This is a genomic window from Corynebacterium sp. HMSC055A01, from assembly GCF_001809405.1.
In the GTDB taxonomy this organism is placed as follows: domain Bacteria; phylum Actinomycetota; class Actinomycetes; order Mycobacteriales; family Mycobacteriaceae; genus Corynebacterium; species Corynebacterium hesseae.
On record NZ_KV797592.1, the window covers coordinates 39,617 to 64,909 of the forward strand.

The 25,293-nt window shown below is 60.2% G+C and carries 25 protein-coding genes and 1 tRNA gene; 5 read left to right on the forward strand and 21 right to left on the reverse strand.

Features of this window, described 5'->3' with window-relative positions; all coding sequences use genetic code 11:
* Positions 1-90: 90 nt before the first annotated feature.
* The 9 genes from tatA to HMPREF2604_RS10355 all read right to left on the reverse strand — a co-directional run bounded on the left by tatA (position 91) and on the right by HMPREF2604_RS10355 (position 9,373).
* Entirely contained in the window at positions 91-354 is a 264-nt protein-coding gene (tatA, locus tag HMPREF2604_RS10315) for a Sec-independent protein translocase subunit TatA (protein WP_070520503.1), read from the reverse strand.
* Between the two features lie 83 nt (positions 355-437).
* A complete protein-coding gene (locus HMPREF2604_RS10320) occupies positions 438-1,403 on the reverse strand; it encodes a helix-turn-helix transcriptional regulator (protein ID WP_070520506.1) in 966 nt (321 codons plus the stop codon).
* Positions 1,396-2,385 carry a helix-turn-helix transcriptional regulator gene (locus HMPREF2604_RS10325; RefSeq protein WP_070520509.1) on the reverse strand — a complete coding sequence of 330 codons (990 nt, stop codon included), beginning with the start codon at positions 2,383-2,385 and terminating at the stop codon, positions 1,396-1,398. The genes HMPREF2604_RS10320 and HMPREF2604_RS10325 overlap by 8 nt, the downstream gene beginning before the upstream one ends.
* A 31-nt stretch (positions 2,386-2,416) precedes the next feature.
* Positions 2,417-3,799 carry a Pup--protein ligase gene (gene pafA / locus HMPREF2604_RS10330; RefSeq protein ID WP_070520512.1) on the reverse strand — a complete coding sequence of 461 codons (1,383 nt, stop codon included), beginning with the start codon at positions 3,797-3,799 and terminating at the stop codon, positions 2,417-2,419.
* Positions 3,800-3,846: 47 nt separating this feature from the next.
* The gene (locus HMPREF2604_RS10335) at positions 3,847-4,038 is read right to left on the reverse strand and encodes a ubiquitin-like protein Pup (RefSeq protein WP_070520514.1); all 192 of its coding nucleotides are present in this window, start codon (positions 4,036-4,038) and stop codon (positions 3,847-3,849) included.
* Positions 4,039-4,074: 36 nt separating this feature from the next.
* Positions 4,075-5,619 carry a depupylase/deamidase Dop gene (gene dop / locus HMPREF2604_RS10340; protein ID WP_070520517.1) on the reverse strand — a complete coding sequence of 515 codons (1,545 nt, stop codon included), beginning with the start codon at positions 5,617-5,619 and terminating at the stop codon, positions 4,075-4,077.
* Positions 5,616-7,190: a proteasome ATPase gene (gene arc / locus HMPREF2604_RS10345; RefSeq protein WP_070565291.1), complete on the reverse strand. Its 1,575-nt coding sequence runs from the start codon at positions 7,188-7,190 to the stop codon at positions 5,616-5,618. The genes dop and arc overlap by 4 nt, the downstream gene beginning before the upstream one ends.
* Positions 7,191-7,234: 44 nt before the next feature.
* Positions 7,235-8,071: a tRNA (adenine-N1)-methyltransferase gene (locus tag HMPREF2604_RS10350; protein ID WP_070520523.1), complete on the reverse strand. Its 837-nt coding sequence runs from the start codon at positions 8,069-8,071 to the stop codon at positions 7,235-7,237.
* 39 nt (positions 8,072-8,110) lie between these two features.
* Complete coding sequence (locus HMPREF2604_RS10355) at positions 8,111-9,373, reverse strand: M18 family aminopeptidase (RefSeq protein WP_070565405.1); 1,263 nt, start codon at positions 9,371-9,373, stop codon at positions 8,111-8,113.
* Positions 9,374-9,449: 76 nt separating this feature from the next.
* Between HMPREF2604_RS10355 and HMPREF2604_RS10360 the strand changes: the two genes are divergently transcribed.
* Positions 9,450-10,253 carry a RecB family exonuclease gene (locus tag HMPREF2604_RS10360; protein WP_070520526.1) on the forward strand — a complete coding sequence of 268 codons (804 nt, stop codon included), beginning with the start codon at positions 9,450-9,452 and terminating at the stop codon, positions 10,251-10,253.
* Between the two features lie 27 nt (positions 10,254-10,280).
* On the opposite strand, the gene HMPREF2604_RS10365 is transcribed toward HMPREF2604_RS10360, so the two are convergent.
* From HMPREF2604_RS10365 to HMPREF2604_RS10405, 9 genes are all read right to left on the reverse strand, one after another.
* A complete protein-coding gene (locus HMPREF2604_RS10365) occupies positions 10,281-11,948 on the reverse strand; it encodes a formate--tetrahydrofolate ligase (RefSeq protein WP_070520529.1) in 1,668 nt (555 codons plus the stop codon).
* Between the two features lie 72 nt (positions 11,949-12,020).
* Complete coding sequence (locus HMPREF2604_RS10370) at positions 12,021-13,328, reverse strand: anaerobic C4-dicarboxylate transporter (protein WP_070520532.1); 1,308 nt, start codon at positions 13,326-13,328, stop codon at positions 12,021-12,023.
* 309 nt (positions 13,329-13,637) lie between these two features.
* Complete coding sequence (gene aspA / locus HMPREF2604_RS10375) at positions 13,638-15,170, reverse strand: aspartate ammonia-lyase (RefSeq protein WP_070520535.1); 1,533 nt, start codon at positions 15,168-15,170, stop codon at positions 13,638-13,640.
* 91 nt (positions 15,171-15,261) lie between these two features.
* Positions 15,262-16,107, reverse strand: coding sequence for an ATP phosphoribosyltransferase (gene hisG / locus HMPREF2604_RS10380; RefSeq protein WP_070520538.1), 846 nt, complete (start codon positions 16,105-16,107; stop codon positions 15,262-15,264).
* 58 nt (positions 16,108-16,165) lie between these two features.
* A complete protein-coding gene (locus HMPREF2604_RS10385; protein WP_070520541.1) occupies positions 16,166-16,429 on the reverse strand; it encodes a phosphoribosyl-ATP diphosphatase in 264 nt (87 codons plus the stop codon).
* Positions 16,430-16,532: 103 nt separating this feature from the next.
* A complete protein-coding gene (locus tag HMPREF2604_RS10390) occupies positions 16,533-17,258 on the reverse strand; it encodes an HAD family hydrolase (protein ID WP_070565293.1) in 726 nt (241 codons plus the stop codon).
* Complete coding sequence (locus HMPREF2604_RS10395) at positions 17,259-17,642, reverse strand: hypothetical protein (RefSeq protein WP_070520547.1); 384 nt, start codon at positions 17,640-17,642, stop codon at positions 17,259-17,261.
* A 24-nt stretch (positions 17,643-17,666) separates the two neighbouring features.
* Positions 17,667-18,911, reverse strand: coding sequence for a cysteine--1-D-myo-inosityl 2-amino-2-deoxy-alpha-D-glucopyranoside ligase (gene mshC / locus HMPREF2604_RS10400; protein ID WP_070520550.1), 1,245 nt, complete (start codon positions 18,909-18,911; stop codon positions 17,667-17,669).
* A 97-nt stretch (positions 18,912-19,008) separates the two neighbouring features.
* Positions 19,009-19,860, reverse strand: coding sequence for an undecaprenyl-diphosphate phosphatase (locus HMPREF2604_RS10405; RefSeq protein WP_180952115.1), 852 nt, complete (start codon positions 19,858-19,860; stop codon positions 19,009-19,011).
* A gap of 69 nt (positions 19,861-19,929) precedes the next feature.
* On the opposite strand from HMPREF2604_RS10405, the gene HMPREF2604_RS10410 reads away from it, so the two are divergent.
* On the forward strand, positions 19,930-20,967 hold the full coding sequence (locus tag HMPREF2604_RS10410) for an NHL repeat-containing protein (protein ID WP_070565297.1): 1,038 nt from the start codon (positions 19,930-19,932) through the stop codon (positions 20,965-20,967).
* Positions 20,968-21,012: 45 nt separating this feature from the next.
* Entirely contained in the window at positions 21,013-22,125 is a 1,113-nt protein-coding gene (locus tag HMPREF2604_RS10415; RefSeq protein WP_070565299.1) for a quinone-dependent dihydroorotate dehydrogenase, read from the forward strand.
* 45 nt (positions 22,126-22,170) lie between these two features.
* Here the strand turns inward: HMPREF2604_RS10415 and HMPREF2604_RS10420 are convergent, their stop codons facing one another.
* Together HMPREF2604_RS10420 and HMPREF2604_RS10425 are read right to left on the reverse strand one after the other, a co-directional pair.
* Entirely contained in the window at positions 22,171-22,566 is a 396-nt protein-coding gene (locus tag HMPREF2604_RS10420) for a hypothetical protein (protein WP_070520563.1), read from the reverse strand.
* Between the two features lie 23 nt (positions 22,567-22,589).
* Positions 22,590-23,153 carry a YbhB/YbcL family Raf kinase inhibitor-like protein gene (locus tag HMPREF2604_RS10425; RefSeq protein WP_070565301.1) on the reverse strand — a complete coding sequence of 188 codons (564 nt, stop codon included), beginning with the start codon at positions 23,151-23,153 and terminating at the stop codon, positions 22,590-22,592.
* A gap of 210 nt (positions 23,154-23,363) precedes the next feature.
* Here HMPREF2604_RS10425 and HMPREF2604_RS10430 point away from each other — a divergent pair.
* A tRNA-Leu gene (locus HMPREF2604_RS10430) sits at positions 23,364-23,449 on the forward strand.
* A gap of 75 nt (positions 23,450-23,524) precedes the next feature.
* On the opposite strand, the gene HMPREF2604_RS10435 is transcribed toward HMPREF2604_RS10430, so the two are convergent.
* Positions 23,525-24,196: a DedA family protein gene (locus HMPREF2604_RS10435; RefSeq protein WP_210384683.1), complete on the reverse strand. Its 672-nt coding sequence runs from the start codon at positions 24,194-24,196 to the stop codon at positions 23,525-23,527.
* Between the two features lie 346 nt (positions 24,197-24,542).
* On the opposite strand from HMPREF2604_RS10435, the gene HMPREF2604_RS10440 reads away from it, so the two are divergent.
* Positions 24,543-25,283 carry a TVP38/TMEM64 family protein gene (locus HMPREF2604_RS10440; protein ID WP_070565303.1) on the forward strand — a complete coding sequence of 247 codons (741 nt, stop codon included), beginning with the start codon at positions 24,543-24,545 and terminating at the stop codon, positions 25,281-25,283.
* Positions 25,284-25,293 lie beyond the last annotated feature (10 nt).

Below are 25,293 nucleotides of genomic sequence, written 5' to 3' on the forward strand. Positions count from 1 at the left end.
ATGCAATGCCTCCCTAGAAAGCCCACAGCGGCACACACTCCCTTGGAGTTCCAAGTCCCTTGAGCGTGGTGTGCCTACCGAGAAAGATGATTAGTTCTGATTTCCATCAACCGGCTTGGATGCGCGCGGCTGCATTTCCGGGCTGTTCCAGAAGTCCTCATCGTTCTTCTTCGATGCAGCAATTTGGGCCTGCTGCTCGGGAGTGTTGTTCTCCTCCTTCATCTCCTTGACTTCGGACTTAAAAATGCGCATGGAGCGGCCCATCGAACGAGCTAGCTCCGGCAGCTTCTTGGCGCCGAACAACAGCACGATAACGAGAACGACAAGGCCGATTTCCAAAGGTCCCACGGTCATTGAGGGTGCCCCTTCTTTCTAGGTTGATGAAGCGTACGCTTCCATGCAGCGCAGCGCTGCACGGGGCGCACACAGGAGAGCTCTTAGTCTGGCAGTTGAGTATAACGCTCCAACGCCCGTTTTCTATGTTCCGAAATGGCGTCGACGAGCTTCTGCGGCCCCACGACCCGCAATCGGTCGGCTTGACCGAGAGCGAAACGGCTAAACCATGCTTCAGATCCGACGGGCATCGTCGCAGCTATCCGCCCATTTTCTAGTGTTTTGCCGAGAGTGATGTCGTAGTGTTCTGCTAGCCAGGTGAATTCTTGGTTAATCTCCAGCTGCGCAACGAGAGTGTGATCTAGGCCAAAGGGGGAATCGGGGTTGAAGTCCAGCTTGCGCAGGTGCGGGGTTGCGGTTGCGTCAAGCACCTCAACATCGCTCATGCGGTCCAAGCGGAACGTGCGGTGCTCCCCTACCGATTCGTCCCAGGCCACCAAATAGGGTTCTCCATCCACGATGAAGATTCGTGCTGGGTGCACGGTGCGCTCGCTGGTGCGGTTGGAGGACATGCTCCAATAGGTGAAACGGACCTGCCGGCGCTTGTCGACGGCCCCCGCCAGCGCCGCTTGCACCTGAGATTCCTCCGGATCCGTTGTGGCCAGGGAATCGTAGATGGCGGCGGTCTTTTCATCCATGATCTCGCGCAGCTTCGCGGCGGCGGAATGGACTGCGGAGACGTCGACAAGCCCCGGCATTGCCTCAAGGGACTCGAGCGTCAGCAACAACGCGCCGGCCTCCGTTGGGGTCAAGCGCAGGGCCTGGGTCAGGCCCTGGTCGTTGTAGATCTCGATGCCATCGCGGTAGCTGAAGCTTAAGTCGATGAGGTCCTCAGTATTGCGGCCCACCCCGGAGCAGAAGAGCCTATCGACGGCATCCTTAAGCTCAGCGGGGGTCATTCCCAAATCCTCGGCCGCCTCCATCGGGGTCAACCCTGGGTGGTTGCGCAGGTATGGGATGAGGTTGAGGGAGCGAACAAGAGACTGCAGTTTGCGTGGCTGATCAGCCATGGTGTGATTCCTCCCCACTCAAGAGCGCGACGATGTCTGAACGAACTTCTGTCGGTTCAATCACCACGACATCTGGTGCATATCCCGCGGCGGTGCGCACTAGCCAATCGCGGCGCACGCCCGTCAGCGCAAGGAGGCCATCCGCGCGTCTGCGTCCGGCATCGACAAGCTCCGCGGCCTGGCCATCTGGTACCTCAAGGAGGGCATCGACGGTGTCTCCCCGGTCAAGCGCTTCCACGACGAGATCTTGCAGCGGCGCGGTGGGCTCGAGGTGGGTGGCCGCAGCGCGCGAGCGCCTGACGTTGTCCACGCGGGTAGCGCGGAAAGTACGAGGTGCCTCGCGGTCCACATCCCACCCGACGAGGTAAACGCGATCACGGTGGTTGACTAGGCCCCAGGGATCCATGTGGCGGCGAACCGGCTTGGCTGAGGGCGTGGCGTAGTAATCAAAGGAAATGCGCAGCCCCGCGCGCACGGCGGTAATCACCCCGGTGACGAGCTCTGGGCTCAGCCTGGTCATGTCGTTGACGGCGGTGTAGACGGGCGCACCGCGCAAGTCGCGGGAGGCTCCCGAGGCTGCGAGTTTGGTCCACGCGGACAAGCTGAAATCACTCAAGCCCCCCGGGGTGCCAATCCCTCCGGCAACGCCCAACACCATGGCTTCCTCGGGTGTGAAGTCCACGGGAGGCAGCTGGTAGCTCTCAGGATCAAGGCGATACAGCGAGCCTTCCACACCACTGCTGTGCACCACCGGCACTCCGGCGCGTTGCAGCGTCACAATGTCGCGGGAAAGCTGCTTCTGAAAGGCCTCGTCGCTGCGGGATTGATAACCCTCGACGTTGGTGCGAATCCAGGCAGCGCTGCGGTCGGGAACGCCGCCTTGGTGCGCTGCGCCGTGGAGGGCAAAGGCGAGGTTGGTGAGCCTTTCGATGGCTCGATCTCGGACTGGTGTCCGAGCCGCAGTGCGATCTGCTGACGGCATGATGGCAGGTTCCTTGTTGAGGTTCGGGGCCTTAAGCACCTTGGTGCGAACGCATGTAGTCTAACAACCCGTCTAAGCGCGGGTCCTCGGATACGAAGGGGTCGGAGAACTCTTCGGTCATGGGTTCTGGGCGGTTGACTTTCATCCGCGTCCAATCCACCGTCACAGCGGCATTGAGCTCGCGGGCAACGGCGAGGAACTCGCCGCGCAGCTTGGCACGGGTGGTCTGCGGTGCGGTATCGACGGCGGCATTGATTGCTGCATCATCGATCCACTGTTCCACCATGCCGCGCTGCTCCAGCACGCTGTAGAGACCGCGCCCAGGGCGAATGTCGTGGTAGGTCAGGTCAATCTGGGCCAGCTTGGGGTGCGCCCAATCTCCGCCCAGGCGCTCGCGGTAGCGGTTCAGCAGGCCGCGCTTAATCACCCAATCGATCTCGCGGTCGACCGCGGAAAAGTCTTGTGTGTCAATGGCCTGGAGGGTGCGCTTCCAGAGATCGACGACGCGTGCGAGCTCAGCCGTTGGTGTCCCGGTGTCCTCGCGGTGCTCCAGCCAACGCTCTGCGGCGGCACACAGTTCTTGCTGGATTGCGAGCGCGGTGGTGTTGCCGCCTCCCTCGAGCGGAAGCTCGGTGCGGCCGGTGGAATCGAGCGCGATGGTGCGGATGTGCTGAATTGGATCAAGCACCGAAAGCTCCGGTACCTCAAAGCCAGCCTCTAGCATCTCCAGCATGAGCAGCGTGGAGCCTACTTTGAGCGCCATCGTGGGCTCCGCCATGTTGGAGTCGCCGACGATAACGTGCATGCGGCGGAAACGCTTCGAATCACCATGCGGTTCATCGCGGGTGTTGATGATGGGGCGTGAGCGAGTCGTCGCAGAGGACACGCCCTCCCACACTTGGTCGGCGCGCTGTGAAAGCACGAAACGCGCAGGCTCGTCGCCCTTGGCAGGTTTAATCATCCCGGCGCCGCAAATGAGCTGGCGGGTGATCATGAACGGCAGGAGGGCCTTGCCGAGGTCTTTGAGCACCACGTGGCGGCCAATGAGGTAGTTCTCGTGGCAGCCGTAGGAATTGCCCGCAGAATCGACGTTATTCTTGAACAAGTAGACGGCGCGCTTCTCCCCCTCCGCAGCCAAGGCTTCCTCCGCCTGTACGGCCATGCGGTTGACCATGGCATCGCCAGCGCGCTCGTACGCGATGAGCTGGCTCAGGCTATCGCATTCAGCGGTGGCGACCTCCGGGTGGGAGCCGACATCGAGGTAGAGGCGCGAGGCGTTGGGGCTAAAGATGTTCGAGGAGGAGTACTTCGACACGATGGGCCGGAAAAGCACGCGAGCTATCTCATCCGGGGACATGACTCGCTGGCCATGGGAAGCACTCGCCGTGATTCCGTACTCGGTTTCGATGCCCATGATCCGCCGTGCGTAGACAGGGGCGCTACCGGAGCGCTGTTCCACCTTTATTCGCCGCCCTTTTGGACGTAGGAGCGCACGAACTCCTCGGCATTGGATTCCAGGAGCCCATCGATCTCATCGAGGAGATCATCGGTTCCGGCGCTGTTGATGCTGACTTGTCCAGCGTCGAACTCTTGTGAGTCTCCTCCCTCACCGTTGCCGCCGCCGGCATTGATCTGAGACTGCTGTCCGCTCATTGTCAGAGCTCCTTTCGCGAGTGGAGGTTTGCTGCGCTAATACAGTGTAGGGTACTCGATTCGCACCCCGAGCTGGCGCAAACCGTCGACGAAATCGGCGGCGCTGTCTGCAGATTCCAGCAAGGTTCCCACTTCGTCCTGTCCGAGCCGCGTGGTGTCATCGAGCGCCACGCAGGCGGCTCCCGAGTTGGCGCCCTCGGCTTCACCAATTCGGAAGGTTAGTGACTGCCACGATGCGGCCAGGACGTCTTCGCCGAACATGCGGGTGGCGTGTCCGCGCAGATAAGCGCGGGTATCCGTGGGCGGGGTGTCGCCGGCCGCAGCAATCTCCTCCTCACTGACCAAGGTGCGCATCTGGCCCTTGCGCACGAGCGCGTGGTAGAGGGACTTGGCCGGGTCAATATCGGTGTACTGCAGATCGATGAGCGCCAGCTTCGGGTCATCTGCAGCCACGCCACGGTCGAGGTATCCCTTAATCAAGCGGTACTTGGCTACCCAATCCAGCAGATGGGCCGCCTTCAACGGGTTGTCCGCCAAGAGCGACACGACCTCGTCCCAGGCGGCAAGAACCTTCTCATCTGACTCTGAGGTCGCAGTGACCCGCTCCCGGTAGACGGCGAGGATCTCGAGGGCGGTGAGGCGGCGGCCGTCGTGAAGCTCCAGCTGATGAGTCAGGGTGAGGTCGCGGCTAACTCGCTGGACCTCTGCCACGGGGTCCTTCAGGCGCAGGTCACTAAAGTCAACGCCCTCCTCAATGGCGTCCAACACCAGTGACGTCATACCCAGCTTGAGCAGCGTCGAGGTATGGGCCATCGTGGCATCACCGATGATGACGTGCAGGCGGCCAAAGTCCTCTGCCACCGCATGCGGTTCATCACGGGTGTTAATGATGCCGCGGTTGAGCGTGGTCTCCAGGGAAATCTCCTGCTCGATATAGTCCGCGCGCTGCGAGATCTGGAAGCCTGGTTCCTCACCATCAGCGCCCAGGCCCATGCGGCCAGCACCGGTGACCACTTGACGGGTGACGAAGAACGGGATCAGACCTTGGGCGATGTCGTCGAAATCAGTCTCCCGGGAGTACTGGTAGTTTTCGTGGCTGCCATAGGAAGCTCCCTTGCCGTCCACGTTGTTCTTGTAAAACTTCAGCGGCGGGCAGGGATCGTGCGTGGCCAGTACTGACGTGCCCTGGGCAGTCAGAGATGCTACGGCATCTGCAGCGCGGCGCAGGATGAGGTCGCCGGCGGCGTCATAAAGCATCGCATCCCAGGCATTGGTGCACTCCGGAGAGGAATACTCAGGGTGGGCGTGATCGACGTAGAAGCGGGCTCCGTTGGCCGTGACCACGTTGGCCACGCCCAGCGCGTTTGGGTCCACCACGGGCACGGTGTGGTAGCGCTTGAGATCGAAGCCGCGGCTATCGCGCAGCGGGTGCTCCTCCCGAAAGTCCCAGCGGGAGCGCGCACCGGTATGCAGGGCGGCATAGGCCACTACCGCGTGCGTGGACGTCACGATTGGTGACAACGCCGGGTTCGACGGCGTGGAGATTCCGTACTCGGTTTCGGTTCCTAGGACACGGCTCAAGGTTTTACTCCCATCAATTCGACCCCGGTGACATGCGCGCCGGCGGAGGTCCCGGCGACGATCTTGGCCCACTCCTCCGGGTTGGCGGATGTCGGTACGTATTCCGATTCAGCCTGCTCGGCAGCAATGGCCTGGTGCAGGTGCGCGGCGGTGATGCCTACGGGTTGTTTACCCTCCGCAGCGTTGGTTTCGTCCAAAGCCTCCTTGATAGCCAACTTCTTTGCGCGGGAGACGATGTTGGCGATCATCGCGCCGGAGACGAAGTCCCGGTAGTGCAGCACGCGAGGATCCGCGTTGGAGAAGTGCAGCGTGACGAAGGGGCGCTCCGCGTAGAGATCCTCCACTGCGGTATCGATGAGCTGGGAAAGCTCGCCCTCGTGCGGGACTGATTCCGGGAAGTGGCGCGCAAAGATTTCCCGCGCGCCCTGCTTGGTGGGCCGGTTGACGCGGATCTTGATGTCGAGGCGCCCCGGGCGCATGATGGCGGGGTCGATGAGCTCCTCGCGGTTGGTGGCACCGATGACGATGACATTGCTGAGCTTCTCGACGCCATCCAATTCCGTCAGCAGCTGCGGGACGACGGTGGTTTCCATATCGGAGGACACACCGGAGCCGCGCGTGCGGAAGATGGATTCCATCTCATCGAAGAAGATGATGACCGGCCGCTGGCTACCATCAGCAGTGGGCTCGGAGGCAAGCTCGCGGGCGCGTTCAAAGATGAGGCGGATACGGCGCTCAGTCTCACCCACGAACTTGTTGAGCAGTTCTGGGCCCTTCACGTTGAGGAAGTAGCTGGGGGCAGTAGCGCCCAGGGACGCCGACAGAGAATGCGCGACCGCCTTGGCGATGAGCGTCTTGCCACAGCCAGGTGGGCCATAGAGCAGCACGCCCTTCGGCGGCTGGAGATCGTATTGGCGGTAGAGCTCTGGGTGGAGGAAAGGCAACTCGACCGAATCGCGGATGAGCGAAATCTGCTCGTCCAAACCACCGATGTCCTCGTAGGATACGTCCGGGACTTCCTCCAGCGTGAGCTGCGCTACTTCAGTCTTGTGCACGCGCTCGGTGGCCACGCCTGATTTCGGCTCGACCAGGAGGGTATCGCCGGCACGGACGGTATCGCGCAGCATCGTGCCGAGCAGCACCACCTGCTCTTCGCCCGCGGAATTGATAACCACCGCGCGGTCGGTGCCTAGGCGCTCCTGGAGCGTCGCCAGCGCGCCGGTATTCACCGGGGCACAGCCCTCCACCACCACGAATCCTTCGCCCAAGCGGACCTGCTGCCCGACTTCTAACGAGCCTGGCTCCAGGTTCGGAGAAATCTTCACCCGCATGGCGCGGCCATTGGTGTATACCTCAGCATCGCGGCGCGAATCGTGTGCGCGCCCGGAATAGCCAAGAAAGACGCCGTACGTGGAGGCAGGCTCTGCAAGAGCGTCCACCTCCGCGAGCATCTGCTGAAGCTTCGTGCGCGCATCCTTCAACAGGGCAGCAAGCTTGGCATTGCGCTCAGCCAGTTGCTCTATCTGGCGGCGGTGCTGGCCAAGTTCCTGGGAATGAGTGGCATCGTTCATAGAATCCACCCTAGCGCGCGGTGCGCCACGTTAAGCCTCGGGGCTTATTTTCGGGCGCGGCGCTGCGGGCGGGGCGGGGTGACGCCGTCGGCAAGCCGACGCGTCCAGATCAGGAACGCGGTGTGCGCGTTCATGCGGTGCTCCGGGCGGGTGGCCAAGCCCTCCACCTTCCATTCACGCACGAGGGACTCCCAGGCGCGCGGCTCCGTAAAGCACTTCAGCTCGCGGATTCCCTCCATCACCTTCATCAGCTGCGGCACGGTGGCCACATAAGTCATGAAGACGCCGCCCGGGATGAGGATATCGCGCACCTTCTCGAGGTGCTCCCAGGGTTCGAGCATGTCCAAGATGACGCGATCCACGGGGCCGCCGAGCTCCTCGACGGTCACATCGGCCAAATCGCCAAGCCGCGGGCTCCACCACTCGGGCTGCTCACCGAAGTATTCGGCGACGTTGTTCACGGCGTATTCCAAGTGATCATCGCGCACCTCATAGGAGAAAACGTGGCCTTCTGGCCCCACGGCGCGCAAGAGGGTCATTGAGAGTGCTCCGGAACCGGCGCCGGCTTCCAGCACGCGCGCACCCATGAAGATATCGCCCTCGACCAGGATCTGCGCGGAGTCCTTGGGGTAAATCACCGCAGCACCGCGCGGCATCGACAAGACGTGATCCACCATGAGGTGGCGGAACAAGAGGAAGGAGCTGCCCAGCGTCGAATCGATGACGGAGCCCTCATCCATGCCGACGATGTCATCGTGGTTGATGATGCCCTTGTGCGAATGGAACTGGCCTCCCTCCTCGAGGACGATGGTGTAATGACGCCGCTTGGCATCCGTGAGCTGCACGCGGTCGCCGTAGCGGAAGGGGCCAGAATAAGCCATAGCGTGAAAAACCTTTCACAAAGTTAGGGGCAAGAAGGATTAACCAACCAAGTATGCCTCAAGGGCGTCACCAAGCCATAGTTGGTCGCGCTCGCCTACCAGCTCACGGATCGAGTGCATCGAGAGCATCGGCACTCCCACATCAACGGTGGGGATGCCCAGACGGGTGGCAGAAATCGGCCCGATGGTGGAGCCACACGGGACATCGTTATTTCCCACGAAGCGCTGGACCGGAACACCCGCACGGCGGCAGGCAGATTCCCACAGGGCCACGGTATTAGCGTCGGAAGCATAGCGCTGGTTGCCGTTAATCTTGGTCACCGGGCCTTGGCCGATGATCGGGTGATGCGTGGGATCGTGCTTTTCGGCGTAGTTGGGGTGCACGGAGTGCGCGGCGTCGGCCGAGACACAGCTGGAGCGCGCAAACATCTGGAAACGCTGCTCCTCGTTCGCGCCGAGGGCACGGGCGGTGCGGGTCAGGATATCCCCCAGGATCGGGCCACCTGCGCCGTAGCGCGAAGAGGAGCCCACCTCTTCGTGATCAAAGGCCGCCATGACGAGGACGTCCTTGTGCTCGATGGAGTCGGCGTTCTTTGCAGCAGCGAGCAGGGCACGCAGCGAAGCATGAACGGAAGAAAGGTTGTCCATGCGCCCGGCAGCGATGAGCTTTTCGCCGGCGCCAAAGACCTCACCGCGCTGGGCATCCGCGGTAATCAGGTTGAAGGAAGCGATATCCTCTGGGTCTACGCCAAGCTGCTTGCCGACGACCCCCATCACCGACGTCTCCGGAGTACCCACGGAGAGCACCGGCTGCATGTGGCGCTGGCGATCCGGCTTGAACTCATCTTTGCGGTAGAGGTGGATCGCCAAGGAAGGCAAGCGCAGCAAGGGGCCGGTATTGATCAAGTGGCGGCTGCCATCCTTCGTGATGACCTGGCCGCCGACGGGGAGCTCGCGGTCGAACCAGCTGTGGAGAAGCACCCCGCCATAGACCTCGACGGCTACCTGCTGCCACCCTGCGGAATCGAAGTCCGGGGTGGGCTTGAGCGCCAGGCCGGGCGAATCGGTGTGGGAGCCGATAATGCGGAAGCCGGAATCCGGGCCGGCGCCTTCGGGGACATACCATGCCATGACCGCACCACCCCGGACCATGACGTGGCCGCCTGGTGCAGCTGACCATTCGGCAGACTCATCTTGGCGGCTAAAGCCGGCGGCGACGAGCGTGCGCGCCACCTCTTCAGCCGCGTGATAGGACGAGGGGCTCGCGGCGATGAAATCAAGAAACTCTTGCGTAGTGCTCATGCCATCTAGCTTGCCACGGACGGTCGGGAGATGCGGGAAGGTTCGCGGTGGGCTATGCGCTAGGCTGAGAAACACTATGCCGAAACGACTAGCCCTCTCTCCTTCCCGTGCCTCCGACTACAAACAATGCCCGCTGCTCTATCGCTTCCGGGCTATTGACAAGTTGCCCGAGCCCAAGACGAAGGCCCAGGTGAAGGGAACGCTGGTCCACGCAGTCCTAGAAAAGATGCACCAGCTGCCCCGCGAGCAACGTGAGTACCCAGCCGCGGTGAAGATGATTAAGCCCGAATGGGCGGTGATGCTGGACAAAGACCCCGAGCTGCGTGAATTGGTGCCGGAGCCCGAAGAGCTGGACTTCTTCGTCGAGGCGCGCGAACTGGTCAAGGGCTACTTCCAGATGGAAAACCCCCAAGGCTTCGACGCCCACAAGTGCGAGATGTACGTCGATACCGTCTTGCCGAACGGTGTTCCTGTCCGTGGGTTCATCGACCGCGTCGACGTTGCCCCCACCGGCGAGGTACGCGTGGTGGACTATAAGACGGGAAAGAAGCCGCTCCCCCGCTATTCCCAGGACGCGCAGTTCCAGATGAACTTCTACGCGCTGGTGTACTGGCGGCTGCTCGGCACCATCCCCACGCAGTTGCGGCTGATGTACCTCAAGGTCCTGGATTCGATGTTCCTCACGCCGGGGCCGGAGGAGCTCGAGTACTTCGAGCGCGACCTGGGTGAGCTCTGGGCCAAGATCGAAGGCGATGGCAAGTCCGGTGACTTCAGGCCCAAGACCTCGAAGCTCTGTGGCTGGTGTTCTTTCCAACACCTATGCCCCGCCTTCGGCGGCACGCCACCCGAGTACCCCGGGTGGCCGGACCGGGCCTCGTAGACGGCGCCCCGAAGAGCGCGCCGCGGCTTAGAACAGGCCAGAGATGGAACCATCCGCAGCAACATCGATGTTGTTGGCCGCGGGCTTCTTCGGTAGACCCGGCATGGTCATGACGTCGCCGGTCAGCGCCACGATGAAGCCAGCGCCTGTGCGGGGCTGCAGCTCGCGGACATGAAGGACGTGGCCTTCCGGGGCGCCGAGCTGGCTCGGATCATCCGAGAAGGAATATTGAGTCTTCGAGATCACGACTGGGAACTCCTCCCAACCGTTGTCCTTGATGTACTTCAAATCCTTCAGCGCCTTAGACGAGTACTCCACCCGCTCGGCGCGGTAGATTTCCCTAGCAATGGTGTCGATGGAGGCCTCGATGCCCTCAGCGGGATCATAGAGCTGGTGGGAGTTACCCTCGGAAAGACTCTCCAGAAGGCGCTCAGCCAGCGCTGTTGCTCCCGCTCCGCCCTTGGCCCACACTTCTGCTTCTTCGAGCGCGACGTCGAAATCGGCGGCCCACTGGCGCATGAACTCGCGCTCGGCCTCGGTATCGCTCCAGAAGAGGTTGAGAGCGACCACTGGCTTGAGGCCAAATTTGCGCACGTTCTCAACGTGGCGCTCGAGGTTCACCACGCCCTTCTTTAGCGCCTCCAGGTTTTCGGTAGTGAGTTCCTCGCGGGGCTGTCCGCCGTTGTACTTCTGGGAGCGGATAGTCGCAACAACGACGGCACCGGCGACGTCAAGATCACCGAAGCGGGACTTGACGTCCATGAATTTCTCGCCGCCGAGATCCGCGCCGAAGCCTGCCTCCGTGAGGACAATGTCACCGAAGCGCATCGCAGTCTGGGTTGCCAGCAGCGTGTTGCAGCCGTGAGCGATATTGGCGAAGGGGCCGCCATGGACGAAGGCAGGGGTGCCGCCCAGGGTCTGGACCAGGTTAGGGTTCAGGGCATCACGCATGAGCGCTGTTAGTGCGCCTTCTGCGCCCAATTCGCGGGCGGTTACTGGCTTTTGGTCGTAGGTGTAGCCCACAGTGATGTCACCGAGACGCTTCTTTAGGTCTGCCAAGTCGGTTGCGAGGCCGAGGATGGCCATGATTTCCGACGCCGCCGTAATGGTGAACCCAGTCTCCCCCGGCACGCCGTGGGCGGGGCCACCGAGCCCGGTAACAACGTGGCGCAGGGCACGGTCATTGACGTCAACGCAGCGCTGCCAGGTAATGCGGCGCGGATCGATGTTGAGCGCATTGCCCTGGTGGATGTGGTTATCGATGATGGCGGCCAAGGTGTTGGTGGCCGCGGCGATAGCGTGGAAGTCACCGGTGAAGTGGAGATTGATGTCCTCCATTGGGACAACCTGAGAGTAGCCGCCACCCGCGGCGCCTCCCTTGATGCCCATGACAGGGCCCTGGGAAGGCTCGCGAAGGGCGACGATAGCCTTCTTGCCCAGCTGCGTGAGGGCGTCGGTCAAGCCGATAAGAACAGTAGATTTACCCTCGCCAGCTGGCGTCGGTGAGACGCCGGTGACGAGGACCAACTTGCCATCTGCGGGAGTATCCCCAACTCGAGTGATATCCACTTTGGCTTTGCTTTGCCCATAAGGAATAAGAGCCGTCTCCGGAATGCCTGCGCGTGCAGCAATATCCGTAATCGGTTCGAGCTGGTGAGCTTGAGCAATATCAACATCAGAAGGTTGCGTAGTCATGCTCTCCAGCTTAGCGCGCTAAAGAAGCGCGCTAAGCAACATCAAATTATTTCTAAATGATGCTAGGTGATGCTAGATAAGGACTGCGCCAAAGGCGTAGCACAGGAGGACCGACAAGACGATGCTCACAGTGCCTGGAATGATGAACGGGTGGTTGAAGACAGCCTTGCCAATGCGAGTCGAGCCAGTGTCATCCATTTCGACGGCCGCCAACAAGGTCGGGTACGTCGGCAGGATGAACAGCGCGGACACTGCTGGGAAGGCAGCCACTGCGGTAAGCGGGTTGACGCCGAGGGCCAGGGCTGCCGGCATGAGAGCCTTAGTGGTTGCGGCCTGCGAGTACAGGAGCGCCGCAGCGAAGAAGAGCACGATGGCCAGCAGCCACGGGGCGGACTCAATGATGGACCCGGAGATGGCCTGGATGTCCTCCATGTAGTGGTTGATCAGCGTGGTACCCAACCATGCGACACCGAGCACGCAGATACAGGCGGACATACCCGACTTGAAGACAGGCGTGTTGAGAACGTCGCCGGCGGGGACCTTGGTGACCATGACGATGAGTGTTGCGGCGGTGAGCATCACTGTCATGATGGCCTCGTTACGCGGCAGCGTCGGTTCCTCGATAAGACCCACCTGGGATGAGGTAAGGGTGGCCCACAGCATCACGATGACGATGGCGACTAGGAAGATGATGACCGAGGTCTTTGCACCTTGTGCCGGAGCGTAGTTCTGGGAACCCTGCGGCAGCTTCACCAAGCCCTGGGCCTTGCGCTCTTGGTAAACGGGGTCATCTTCGAGTTCTGCGCCCGAGCGGTTTGCTACCCAAGCGGCAGGGAAAATGGAGAGGAACGTAGCCGGAATAAGGACCGCGAGGATCTGCAAATAGCCCACGCCCATCGGCTCCAGCAGCGAAGCCAACAGAACAACGGCTGCGGAAATAGGTGAGGCACAGATTGCCATCTGCGAGGCTACGACGGAAATCGAAAGCGGGCGGGAAGGACGGACCTTGCCTTCCTTCGCTACCTCAACGATAACCGGGAGCGTGGAGAACGCCGTGTGGCCGGTGCCTGCCAGAACGGTCATCAACCACGTAACGATAGGTGCGTAGAACGTGATCCTCTTTGGGTTCTTGCGAAGAAACTTTTCGGCAAGGTAGACCAGATAGTCCATACCGCCAGCACGCTGCATGGCAGCAATGGCGGCGATCACGGTCATGATGATGCCAATGACATCAAAGGGGATGTCTTCACGCGTTACGGGGACACCGGTGAGGCCGAGTAGTAGAACGCCCAAGCCGCCGGCCATACCAATACCGATCGAACCAATTCGGGCACCGAGATAAATCGCCGCAAGGACGATAATGATGTGCACAACAACCATTATGTAACTCCAATATGTGCAGGTGAACTGCAGTATGGGTGGTAATTCGCGCTGTGGTCAGTACACGACCTGGGCGCGACAACTGACAGTTCTAATTCTGCCCTATTTATGTGGCTTTGGCGAGAATCCAGGCCCGATTGTGTCCGTTTACACACCGATGCCAACCACTGCACCCCCATCGGGGTATCCAGGGTGTCGGCAGCATCAGTCGGATTGAAAACAGCCAAACGCCCGTACCACCTTCAGCGAGGCAGTACGGGCGTGGACGAAACAGCAGAGCGTATTTACAACACTGGTGCTGACGAAGGTTTATTCATCGATGTAGAGCTGACCGCGGAACTCCGGGTGCATGAGGTTCTCAACGGACAGAACCTTGTTGAGGGTCTCCTCATCGAGCAGGCCCTTCTCCAGAACGAGCTCCTTGACGCCCTTGCCGGTCTTGAGGGACTCCTTAGCAATCATGTCACCGTTGTGGTGACCAATGAACGGGTTCAGGTAGGTGACGATACCGATGGAGTTCTCAACGTACGCGCGGCAAACATCAGCGTTAGCCGTGATGTCCACGACGCACTTCTCACGCAGGGTGTCGACGGCGTTGCCCATGATGCGGATGGACTGGAACAGTGCCTCACCGATAACCGGTTCCATGACGTTGAGCTGCAGCTGACCAGCCTCGGCAGCCATGGTGACTACGTGGTCATTACCGAAGATCTTGAAGCAGACCTGGTTGACAACCTCCGGGATAACCGGGTTGACCTTACCCGGCATGATGGAGGAACCGGCCTGACGCGGTGGCAGGTTGATCTCTGCCAGGCCGGCGCGCGGGCCAGAGGCCAGCAGGCGCAGGTCGTTACAGATCTTGGCCAGCTTCATCGCTGCGCGCTTAATGGTGGAGTGCAGAAGCACGTAGGCGCCACAGTCGGAGGTTGCTTCAATGAGGTCGCGGGCGGTCTTGATCTCAAGGCCCGTCACCTCAGACAGTGCTGCGGTGACCTGGTGGCGGTAGCCAGCCGGGGTGTTCACGCCGGTACCGATGGCGGTTGCGCCGAGGTTGATCTCCAGCAGGCGCTTCTGGGCGTCACGCAGGATGGCCTGCTCTTCGGCCAAGTTGTGAGCGAAGGCCTTGAATTCATCACCCAGGGTCATCGGCACTGCGTCCTGCAGCTGGGTGCGGCCCATCTTCAGGATGTCAACGAACTCATTGCCCTTGGCGTGGAATGCAGCCTGCAGCGCGTCGATACGCTCAATGAGGTCCTCCATCGCGTAGTAGATGCCGAGACGGAAGCCGGTCGGGTACGCGTCGTTGGTGGACTGGGACATGTTGACATCATCGTTCGGGTTGATGATGTCGTAGGCACCCTTTTCCTCACCGAGGTGCTCGAGCGCCAGGTTGGCCACAACCTCGTTGGTGTTCATGTTGAGCGAGGTGCCAGCGCCACCCTGGAAGACATCCAGCGGGAACTGGTCCATGCAGCGGCCTTCTTCCAGAATCTGGTCACAAGCCCAGATAATTGCTTCTGCCTTCTTCTTCGGAAGAACGTGCAGGCGGCGGTTGGCCATAGCGGTGGCCTTCTTGACCTGGACCATGCCGCGGATGAAGTCCGGGATGGTGTTGATGGTCACGTAGGAAATCTGGAAGTTTTCGATAGCGCGGAGCGTGTGAACGCCGTAGTACGCATCGTTCGGAACTTCCAGGGAGCCGAGAAGGTCAGTCTCAGTACGCGTCTTCTTGCTAGAGGCGGACTTCGAAGACTTGTTGGTGGCCTTTTCTTCGACCTGGGACTTTACATCCTTGGTCTCTTTGGCCTCTGCTTGTGCATCCTTCTTAGTTGTCTTTGCCATCGGGGCTGACTCCTTGCATAAAAATCGAAGAACGATGATGGTCAGTCCCCATCGTAGCTAGGAGCCCGAATAAAATGTTTGGAATCTCCCCCTAAAAGCGGGCAATCCGAAGATCCGAGGCAAGAATTGCCTCTGCCCCGAGCTCTTCGAGGCTGTCCATAACTTGGTTGGCCAGTTTGCGGGGAACCATGACGCGCACGGCAACCCACCCTTCACGGGCCAAAGGAGAGATGGTCGGTCCTGTAAGCCCAGGGGTCACCGCCTCGACGTCTGGCAACTTTTCTTCTGCCACGTTGTAGTCCAGCATGACGTAGTGGCGCGCATTGAGGATTCCTCGAATGCGGCTAAGCACAACGTTTTCATCAGCGGTGACGTCTTCTCCCTCACGCTTTATCACCACGGCCTCCGAGGAGACGATGGGGTCGCCGAAGGGTTCAAGCCCCTGCTGGCGGAGGGTGGCTCCTGTGGAGACAACGTCGGCAATGACGTCCGCGACTCCAAGGTGAATCGAAATCTCTACTGCACCGTCAAGGCGGATAACCTCGGCATCGATTCCATTGGCAGCGAGGTGATCGCGTACCACGTTGGGATAGGACGTGGCGATGCGCTTGCCTTGCAGCTTGGCGACGTCCCACTGCTCCCCTGCTGGTGCGGCGTAACGGAAGGTCGAGCCGCCAAAATTGAGTGCTAGAACTTCATTGAATTTCGCTCGGGAATCGAGCGCCAAGTCTCGACCAGTAATTCCCAGATCCAAGACGCCTTGTGCCACGTAGATAGCGATATCCTTTGGGCGCAGAAAGAAGAACTCGACTCCGTTCTCCTCGTCCACGACGTTGAGCGATTTACTGTGTCCGCGGCCCTTGTAGCCGGCTTCCTTGAGGATTTCAAGGGCTGCCTCGGACAGCGATCCCTTGTTGGGGACGGCGATTTTGATCATCAGTGTGTGGTGCTTTCTACGCTGAATACGGTGAATGGTGGGACGGCTTTATGGCCGATTAAAGGTAGGTGTAAATGTCTTCGAGCTTCAGGCCACGCTTATGGGCCATAACCTGGAGCCAATACAGCAGCTGTGACATCTCCTCAGCGAGCTCTTCATCAGACTGGTATTCCGCGGCGATCCACACTTCGCCAGCCTCTTCGATGATCTTCTTGCCCAGATGGTGGATGCCTTTGTCAAAAGACTCCACGGTGCCGGAGCCCTCAGGGCGTTCGGCGATCTTCTGGGACAGTTCCTCAAATAGGCTCTCAAAATTCTTCACGGTGGTTTATTCTTCCACACCGCTGCATAAAATTCTGCTAGTCGGCCGAAATTCTCAGTTACGCAAAGCCGGCTGACATGATGCGCAACTGAAATCGGTACGTCTAGTCGGCGCGCAACCGGCTAAACCACTCGTGAACATTGGCCGCCGTCGCCCCCTTCAGATGACGGTGAGCAGAGCCCCGGAGGTCAGTAATTTCGGTGGCTTGCTCGGGCACCGCGACGTGGTCTCCCTCCGGCAGTCCGATGACGGTGCACCCGGCGTCGACAGCCGCGCGCATACCTGCCGCAGAGTCTTCAAATACAAGGCAGTCCCGTGGATCGGCACCCACTCGACGCGCCGCCTCGATATACATATCGGGGGCAGGTTTGCCTTGGGGTACTTCGTCACCGCAAATCGTGTCGACGAAGTACTCGCGGCCTAAGGCCGCAATCGCGGAATCAGCCACATATCGTTCCGTGTTTGTGGTCACGATCATCGGCATTCCCAGGCCCTTGAGTTCGTCGAGCAGCTCGGGAATCCCCGGGAAAATCTCCAGGTGTTGGGCAAAAAGGGACCTGACGTAATCGAACATGAGCGCACGATAGCGTTCGTTATCTCCTGGCTGAAGCGTAACGCCTGCTTTGTGCGCACAGATGCTGAGTGTGTCTTCGAAGGTAGCGCCAACCGTGGCTAAGCGCTCCGTGGGTGTTAACCGGCGCCCTAGTGTTTCAGAGAGATAAAAAGTGGCCTCTTCCCACAGGGGCTCGGAGTTGGTCAGTGTGCCGTCCATATCCCAAAAGATTGCTGCTGGACGGGTAGTGAAAGCGGAATTTGCGTGGTCAGTCAATTAGAAGTCCAGCTCCGGAAGCTGCGCGAGCGCCTCATCGTCCGCACCGGTTGCCGCAGAGGCGGAGTGAATAAGCTCTGTGAGCTCTTCCTTCTCCTCCGGTTCCAGCACTGCATCTGCGTTTTCTTGGTTGAAGGCCGCGAGCTTGTCCACGGTGGGGCGTACCGCGGCGCTCAGGAGTGACCCTTCAGGGTCATCCGGAAGCTTATCCATATCGTCGAGGAACGACTCCAAGATAGTGCGAAGGCGTGGGAGTACCGCGGCATCAAACGGGGCCTCCCAGAATTCCTTTTCTTCTTCCTTGAGGTAATCCCCGGTAGCGAAGGACTGTAGGTTGGACATGAACTCATCAACGGTGGGCTGGAATTCTGCACGAATCGTCATGAGCTAAATCATGCCTGAAGTTACCTAGAGGCGCACGCCCAGCAAGGAATTAACTGCGGTGCGCAGCAAATCGGATGCCTCTTCTGTTGCTTCCCCGGATTCTGGAGCCTTCTTCGCCCATTCATCGAGAACCGCAATGGCGCGCGGAGTATCGAGATCATCAGCCAACGCCAACCGCAGGTGCTGAATGACTTCCTTGACCTCCTCCACCGTGCCCGGATGGCTTAAAGCTTCGCGCCATCGCTGGAGTCGCTCCTGCGCAGTGCGCAAAACGTCATCTGACCAGTCGCGGTCGGCACGGTAGTGGCCGGCGAAGACACCCAAGCGAATCGCTGAGGGATCGACGCCCGCCTCCACGAGCTTGTGGACGAACACGAGGTTGCCCAAAGACTTGGACATCTTGGTTCCGTCCAAGCCGATCATGCCGGTGTGTACATAGGACTGCGCCATGCGCTCCACGCCGAGCGCTGCTTCTGCGTGCGCTGCGGAGAATTCGTGGTGCGGGAACTTCAGGTCCGAACCGCCGCCTTGAATATCGAAGCTGGAGCCAAGCCGGTTGGTTGCGATGGCGGAGCACTCAATGTGCCATCCAGGGCGGCCCGGCCCAAAAGGCGAATCCCAGGCCGGTTCGCCTTCACGGTGCGCGCGCCAAATCAGAGCGTCAAGAGGATCGCGCTTGCCGGGGCGATCAGGGTCGCCACCGCGCTCGGCAAAGAAGGTCTCCATTTGCTCGCGGGAGTAATTCGACTCGTAGCCGAAGTTCTTCGTGGCCTCGATGGATGCGTAGACGTCCGGATAGTCGGGGTCATCGACGACGTAGGCCGCACCTGCGTCGAGAAGCGCCTGCACCATCTCCGTAATCTCGTCGATGGCTTCCATCGCCCCAACGAAGTGCTGCGGAGGAAACACGGAGAGCAGCTCCATGTCTGAGCGGAAAAGGTTGATTTGGGAGGTCCCCAACTCGCGCCAATCCACGCCATCGCGCTCCGCGCGCTCGAAGAGCGGATCATCCACATCGGTGATGTTCTGGGCGTAATTCACCTTGTAGCCGTTATCCAGCAGCTGGCGGTAAATCAGATCAAAGGTCAGATAGGTCGCGGCGTGGCCCAGGTGGGTCGAATCATATGGGGTGATGCCACAGACGTACATGGTGGCAGTCTCCCCACTGATGTCGAGCTTCTTGACCGCTTCATCAGCGGAGTCATAGAGGTGAAGCGGCGACGGGGCGCCAGGGACGGAATCGATGTGCGGGACAGGCCAAGATTGCATGCCCACAATCCTAACGTGTGCTGCCTCCGACGCGGGCGCATGGCCGGGCACATGGCTGTGTATCGCAGGGTGCTGCGGGGCTGGGCCTCTTCACCTCCTACGCGGCCAGCACGCCAAGTCCCAGCAAGAGCATGACGATCAGGCCGACGGGGATGCGGTAAGCGGCGAACCACTCGAAGGAGTGGCTGCCCACGAACTTCAGCAGCCAGGCGATAGATGCATAGCCCACAACGAAGGCGATGAGCGTGCCAACGAGTAATTGGGCGCCGGTGGCGGATTGTCCCACGGTGGGACCGAAGGCGTCGCCAAGCGAAAACAGCCCCGAGGCCATCACCGCCGGAATAGCCAAAAGAAAGCTAAAGCGCGTGGCCACCTCACGGTCGAGGCCGAGGAAGAGGCCACCGGAGATGGTGCCGCCGGAGCGTGAGACGCCAGGGATGAGTGCTAGGCATTGGCATAGTCCCATAACGATGGCATCGCGCATCGTGAGCTCGTCGAAGCCGCGGGTTTTCTTACCCACGCGCTCTGCCAGGATGAACACAAAGGAAAACAGGACGAGCATGGAAGCAGTAATCCATAGGTTGCGCAGATTATCCCTAATCAGGTCTTTCCCCAGCACTCCCAGGATGCCAATCGGGATTGAGCCAACGATGACCATCCAACCCATTCGATAATCCTGACCGCGCTGGTCCTTATGTACGAGACCCACGCACCAGCCTTTCAGGATCTGCCAAATCATCCCTGCGAAGTAGACGATCACCGCCAGCTCGGTGCCCAGCTGGATGACAGCGGTGAAGGAAGCACCGGCATCCTGTCCCCAGAAAAGAGTGGAGACAATGCGCAAGTGCCCGGACGAGCTCACGGGCAGGAATTCGGTGAGGCCTTGGACAAGAGACAGGACGATGACCTGCAGCCATGTCATGGCTTCAGTTGTAGCTGTTGTAGTCACCCGCGATAGCCTACTCGGGAGTCCCATCGCTTCCTGTTTCCACCACGCTGGCTGCTAGGATGAGGGATCGTGAAAACGCGTCGAGTCCTGCTTTCTTTTGCCCTCCTTTCCAGCGCATGCGCGCTTGCCGCCTGCAATCCTACGGTCGGGGTTGGCGGGGACCCCGACTCGGCGGTCTATGGCAAGGCCGAGCCCGCGTCCTCCCCGGCATCAGAGAAGCCGGTGGGTACCGTCGTGCCATTTGATGCAGCGTCAGACCTCGCAGCCGTCGGCGACATCCTCGCTGTGCGCACCGAGGACTCGCTCGCGGTAGGTTCAGCTGCGGACTTTGAAGGGAAAAAGTCCACGCAGGTTACCGTGGACGAGAAATGTGGCGACCTCACCGCTTCTGAGATGCACTTCCTTCTAGCGTGCGGGGATAGCGTTATGCTCATTGATCCGCTCAAGCCGGATTCCCCGCAGGAATTGGCTGTGGAAGAGGAGCAACCGGTGACGGTGGCTGCGGAAGCCTCCAGTGGCGAAGTCTTCGTTGGCTCGAAGGACTCCACCACCATCGGCGTGTACCTAGACAGCGAACGCACTACCGGCATCACTGTGGAAGCAGGCTCGGATCAGCTCATCTCCGTGCCTAATCCGGATGGCGCCGACGGCATCGTCCGTGTCTTGAGGGAAGACTCCACGATTCAATCGCTGGACTGGGAGAAGGAGCGTGCAGGCGGACGCCTTCGCGTGGGCCAGGGTGTAGGTCAGATCGCAGGCGGCGAGGGTGCCGTGGTTGTGGCTTCGGATACCGTCGGCAAGCGCATCGCCATTTACACCGCCAGCGACGTCATCCGCTTGCACCAGTACGGCAATACCGATGGCACGCCGTGGGGTGTGGCTTGGGACGCCGGGCGCAAGCTAGCGTGGGCGACAACTACAGACAACAACCTCCTCCACGCCTACACCATCGCTGCGGGTGTCCCTGAGAACGTCGGCACCATGGATACGGTGGCGGATGCGCGCAATATTGCCGTGCTTGGCGACGGCACCCTCGTCGCCGCCTCCGCTTCTGGCGACGGGCTCCAATTCATTTCTGATCCACAGCTCGAGAAATCCCCGCGTTAGTATTTCAGTCCCCCCCTTCAGCCTCAACTTTCCAAAGGACAATGCATGCAGTACTCCGCTCTTGACCGCGCCCGCCACGTGGCTTACCAAGCCGCTTTGAAGGGGATGTTTAAGCTCAGCCCGGAAAGAATTCACGGGATCATCAACGGTGGGTTGGCTGTGTTCCAATCGGCCGGTCCCTTCAACCGTGCTCTGGGCAAAGCTTTGCCGGTTACCGATCCCGTCCTTGAACAAGACGTGTTTGGGGTGCACTTTCCGCGCCCGCTGGGTCTAGCAGCAGGCTTTGACAAGAACGCGGCGGCAGCCGACGTCTGGTCTCCCATCGGCTTTGGGTACGCGGAGCTGGGCACCATCACCCCGAAGGCGCAGCCGGGAAACCCGGCTCCCCGGTTGTTCCGGCTCAAAGCAGACAAGGCCATCCTCAACCGCATGGGCTTCAATAACGAAGGGGCGCTGGCGGCCGCACGAAATCTGCGGAAGCGCCGCTACAACGATGTCATCGGCATCAATATCGGAAAGAATAAGGTCACCGAGGCTGAGCACGCGGTCGATGACTACCGTCAGTGCGCATCAGTTCTCGGGGATTTGGCCGACTACGTTGTGGTCAACGTGTCCTCCCCTAATACCCCGGGACTGCGTGACTTGCAGGCAGTGGAATCGCTGCGCCCCATCATGGAAGCCGTGGTGGAATCGACGTCCTCGCCGGTCTTGGTCAAGATTGCCCCAGACCTCAGCGATGAGGACATTGATGCCGTGGCGGATATGGCCGTTGAAGTGGGGCTGGCGGGAATCGTGGCTACCAACACCACCATTTCTCGCGAGGGTTTGAAAACCCCCTCTGCTGAGGTTGCCGCCATGGGCGCAGGCGGCGTGTCGGGTCCCCCAGTGGCTGCGCGTTCCTTAGAGGTGCTCAAGCGCCTCCATGCCCGCGTAGGAGACGACCTGGTGCTTATTTCCGCGGGCGGAATCTCCACCCCGGAGCAAGCATGGGAGCGCATCACGGCAGGCGCTTCGCTGTTGCAGGGCTACACCGGCTTGATTTACGGCGGCCCGGATTGGATCCGTGACATCCACCGCGGCATTGCCCAGCAGATCCACGCTCACCGCCTCAGCAATATCTCGGAGGCCATTGGTTCTGGTCTTGAATGGATTGACTAGCCCGGCGAAGAGCTTTCAGGCCAGCCGCACGGAGCGCTTCAGCGTTTAGCGCAGTGTGCGGCGGATGATAACCGCGCACAGCCCTGCCGCCACTGCGTAGAGGAAGACGACGTATTGGCCCATCGTCGTGAGGACCGTACTAGGCAGCGCGCGGCTGGCGATGATAAGCACTAGCGCGAGAATCAGCGCAATGATTTGTTCGCGGCTACCACGCTGATCGCGGCGTTGGGTACTGAATGCGCCGACGAGGAGGGCCGCACCAACGATGGCGAGGCGGCGCCACGTCCATTCGAAGGTGGCGCCCCATCCGTCGGTGAAAATGGACACGAGCCCGAATAGTGCTAACACGGCAGCCAACAACATGAAAGCGCCGCCCACGCGCAGGGCGGCGGGGATTTCTACTCCGTCGGATGTGGGAGGGATGTCCGGGTTCTTACTCATTGTGATGAGTGTAATTGGGCCGCTTAGTGGGCCTCGTACCAGCCCCAGGTAATCGCGCGCCCGAGGGCGTGGAAATAAAGGTTGAAGCCGAGGACCGTAGGTGTTGCCTCCGGGTCGATCTCGAGGCGTTCGACGTCGACGGCGTGAACGGCGAAGAGGTAGCGGTGCGGGGCGTGACCTGCCGGCGGCTGGGGGCCATAATAGACGCGCTGGCCGGAGTCACCGCGCAGGCTGATAACGCCTTCGAGTCCGAGATCCTCAGCGGACCCTGCACCTGTGGGGAGCTCGCGTACGTCGGCCGGGATGTTGAAGGCCGCCCAGTGCCAGAAGCCGGACCCCGTCGGCGCGTCAGGGTCAAAGCACGTGACGGCAAAGGACTTGGTCCCTTCGGGCACATCCGACCACGACAGCTGGGGCGAGACATTTTCAGGTGCGCGGAAACGCTCTGCGATCTCCGCTCCCTCCTCGATATCGGACGAGGCCACGGTAAAAGCTGGGACATCCCCCAACGGTGCATAGGGGTCTGGACCGGGGAAACGGGAGTCGGTGGCGTAGTTCGCAGTGGAATGTGAAGTGTTACTAGTCATAAATCCATTTCTACCGGAAAGCTATCTGCCGCGTTGTCGCTTACTACCCGGCTGTCTCAGGAGGTGGCAGTGGATACGCAACTTTCATCGTTGTGTTTTCCTCGTTTAAGAACCCAGTGAAAACCCATTCTGAAGTGGCGATTTGTGAAGTTATGCCGGTTCGGGATACAGTATGCGAGTGCCCAGCCGAGAGGCTGAACAAACACCCTAGCCCGGGTGGCGGAATGGCAGACGCGCTAGCTTGAGGTGCTAGTGTCCTATTAACGGACGTGGGGGTTCAAGTCCCCCCTCGGGCACAGACCGAAGCCCCGTGCTTCACACCGTCAGAGATGATAATGTGAGGCGCGGGGCCTTCTTCATGCGTCGAAGGTCTATGCGTGCGATTCCGCAGTAGGTGCCGTCTCCTCTACTACCGTAGCCTTCTTCTTCGACGTGATGTAGCTATGTAGGCCCTTGATGACGATAGGCGCCACCGACAACGCGATGATAAGCAGCATAATCTTCTCAATCGAGTCAGCAATACCCGGAATGTTTCCGAGAAAGACACCAACGAGATTCATGGAGAGCACCCAAGCGACTGCGCCGCTGACATTCCATCCAATGAACTTCTTGTACCGCATTCCCGCCGTGCCGGCGGCTACCGGAATGAAGGTGCGCACGATTGGGACGAATCTTCCGAGCACTAGTGCAAGCGGGCCGTGCTTGCGGAAGAAGTCCTCGGCGGTGTTGAGATACTCCAGTTTGAGAAGCCGAGCGTCCTTCTTAAACAGGCCACGGCCAAAACGGTGCCCAATCCAGTACCCCACCTGGTCACCAGCTATCGCGGCGATCATGCCTACAGCAATGAGTACCCACAGGGAGACCTGGAGCTCATGGCGCAGAATCGCGGCAGTTACGAGTAGTGAATCACCTGGAAGAAATGGGAAGAGCACACCGGACTCGATGAAGACGACAAGGGCTATACCACCGATGACCCAGGGCCCAAAGGCTTCGAGCAAGGTGGCTGCGTCCATATAAGACGTGAGGTTGTGGATAAAGTCCATAATGCTCTCCAAAGAAAAATGCAGGCGCCAGGGCGGGCGCCAAAAGTAGGTGGTGAATCAAGAATTCGCTCCGCAGCTAGGGCGTAGAGACAATAAAAGGTGAAACTAGCTAAGACTGACACAGTAAAAGTGGCCCTAGAGATACATGCGGATGCGCACTGCTGTTCAGTATCCCCCGCGCACGGAAATACTCATGCATCGAATCGCGGCTTAACAGTAAGTTGAGGTGCAGCTCTCAGCTGCTCTCCAGCCAGCCAAGCCGTCTCCTGCCTCCGTCTTTAGCCGTTCTCCCATGCTTTGGACTCAATGCGGGGTTTGGCGTCTTCGGCACTAGACTTCTATCTCTATGAACACAGGTTGGGTGCACAGCGTCGGGGACTTCTTCGCGTCTCTGGGCCGCGCTGCGTGGCAAAGCTGCAAGCGTTGGACGTGGAAACGTTGGACGGCAGTAGTCGCTGCCGGTGCGGCATTGATGCTACTCGCCGTGCTTGTCGACGTCCCCTCACTCGCCGCCCTCCGCACGTGGTCAGACCAACTCGGGCCATGGTTTGTCGTTGCTTTTACGGGCGCCTACATCTTCTTCACCCAGTTCCCTATTCCCCGGACCGTGTGGACTTTGGCGGCAGGCCTTCTTTTCGGCCCGTGGCTTGGGCTTTCTGTTTCCCTTGTCGCGCTGACTATCTCCGCCACCATTTCTCTCCTTATCGTCCGCGGCTTACTTGGTGAGTGGATTCGCCCGCATCTCACGCACAAAGCGGTATATGCAATCAATGCCCGGCTTGAGCGCCGGGGTTGGCTAGCTGTGGCGTCATTGAGAATGGTGGCTGGAGTTCCGTTTTCCTTACTAAACTATGTTGCAGCGCTCACGCCGATTTCGGTGACTCACTTCGCCATCGCCACACTCATCGGTTCGATTCCCACCACCGCCATCGGGGTCTTCTTCGGGGATGCGCTCACCGGAACGATGAGCCCCTACACGATCGCCGGCTTCCTTATCGCTGCGGCAGTGGGAATCGCTGGTCTCATCCTAGACACGCGGTTGCCGCTCGGCCCCGGAATGCGTGGCCCAGTCAAGCGCAAAGAGTAGACTGAGCGTT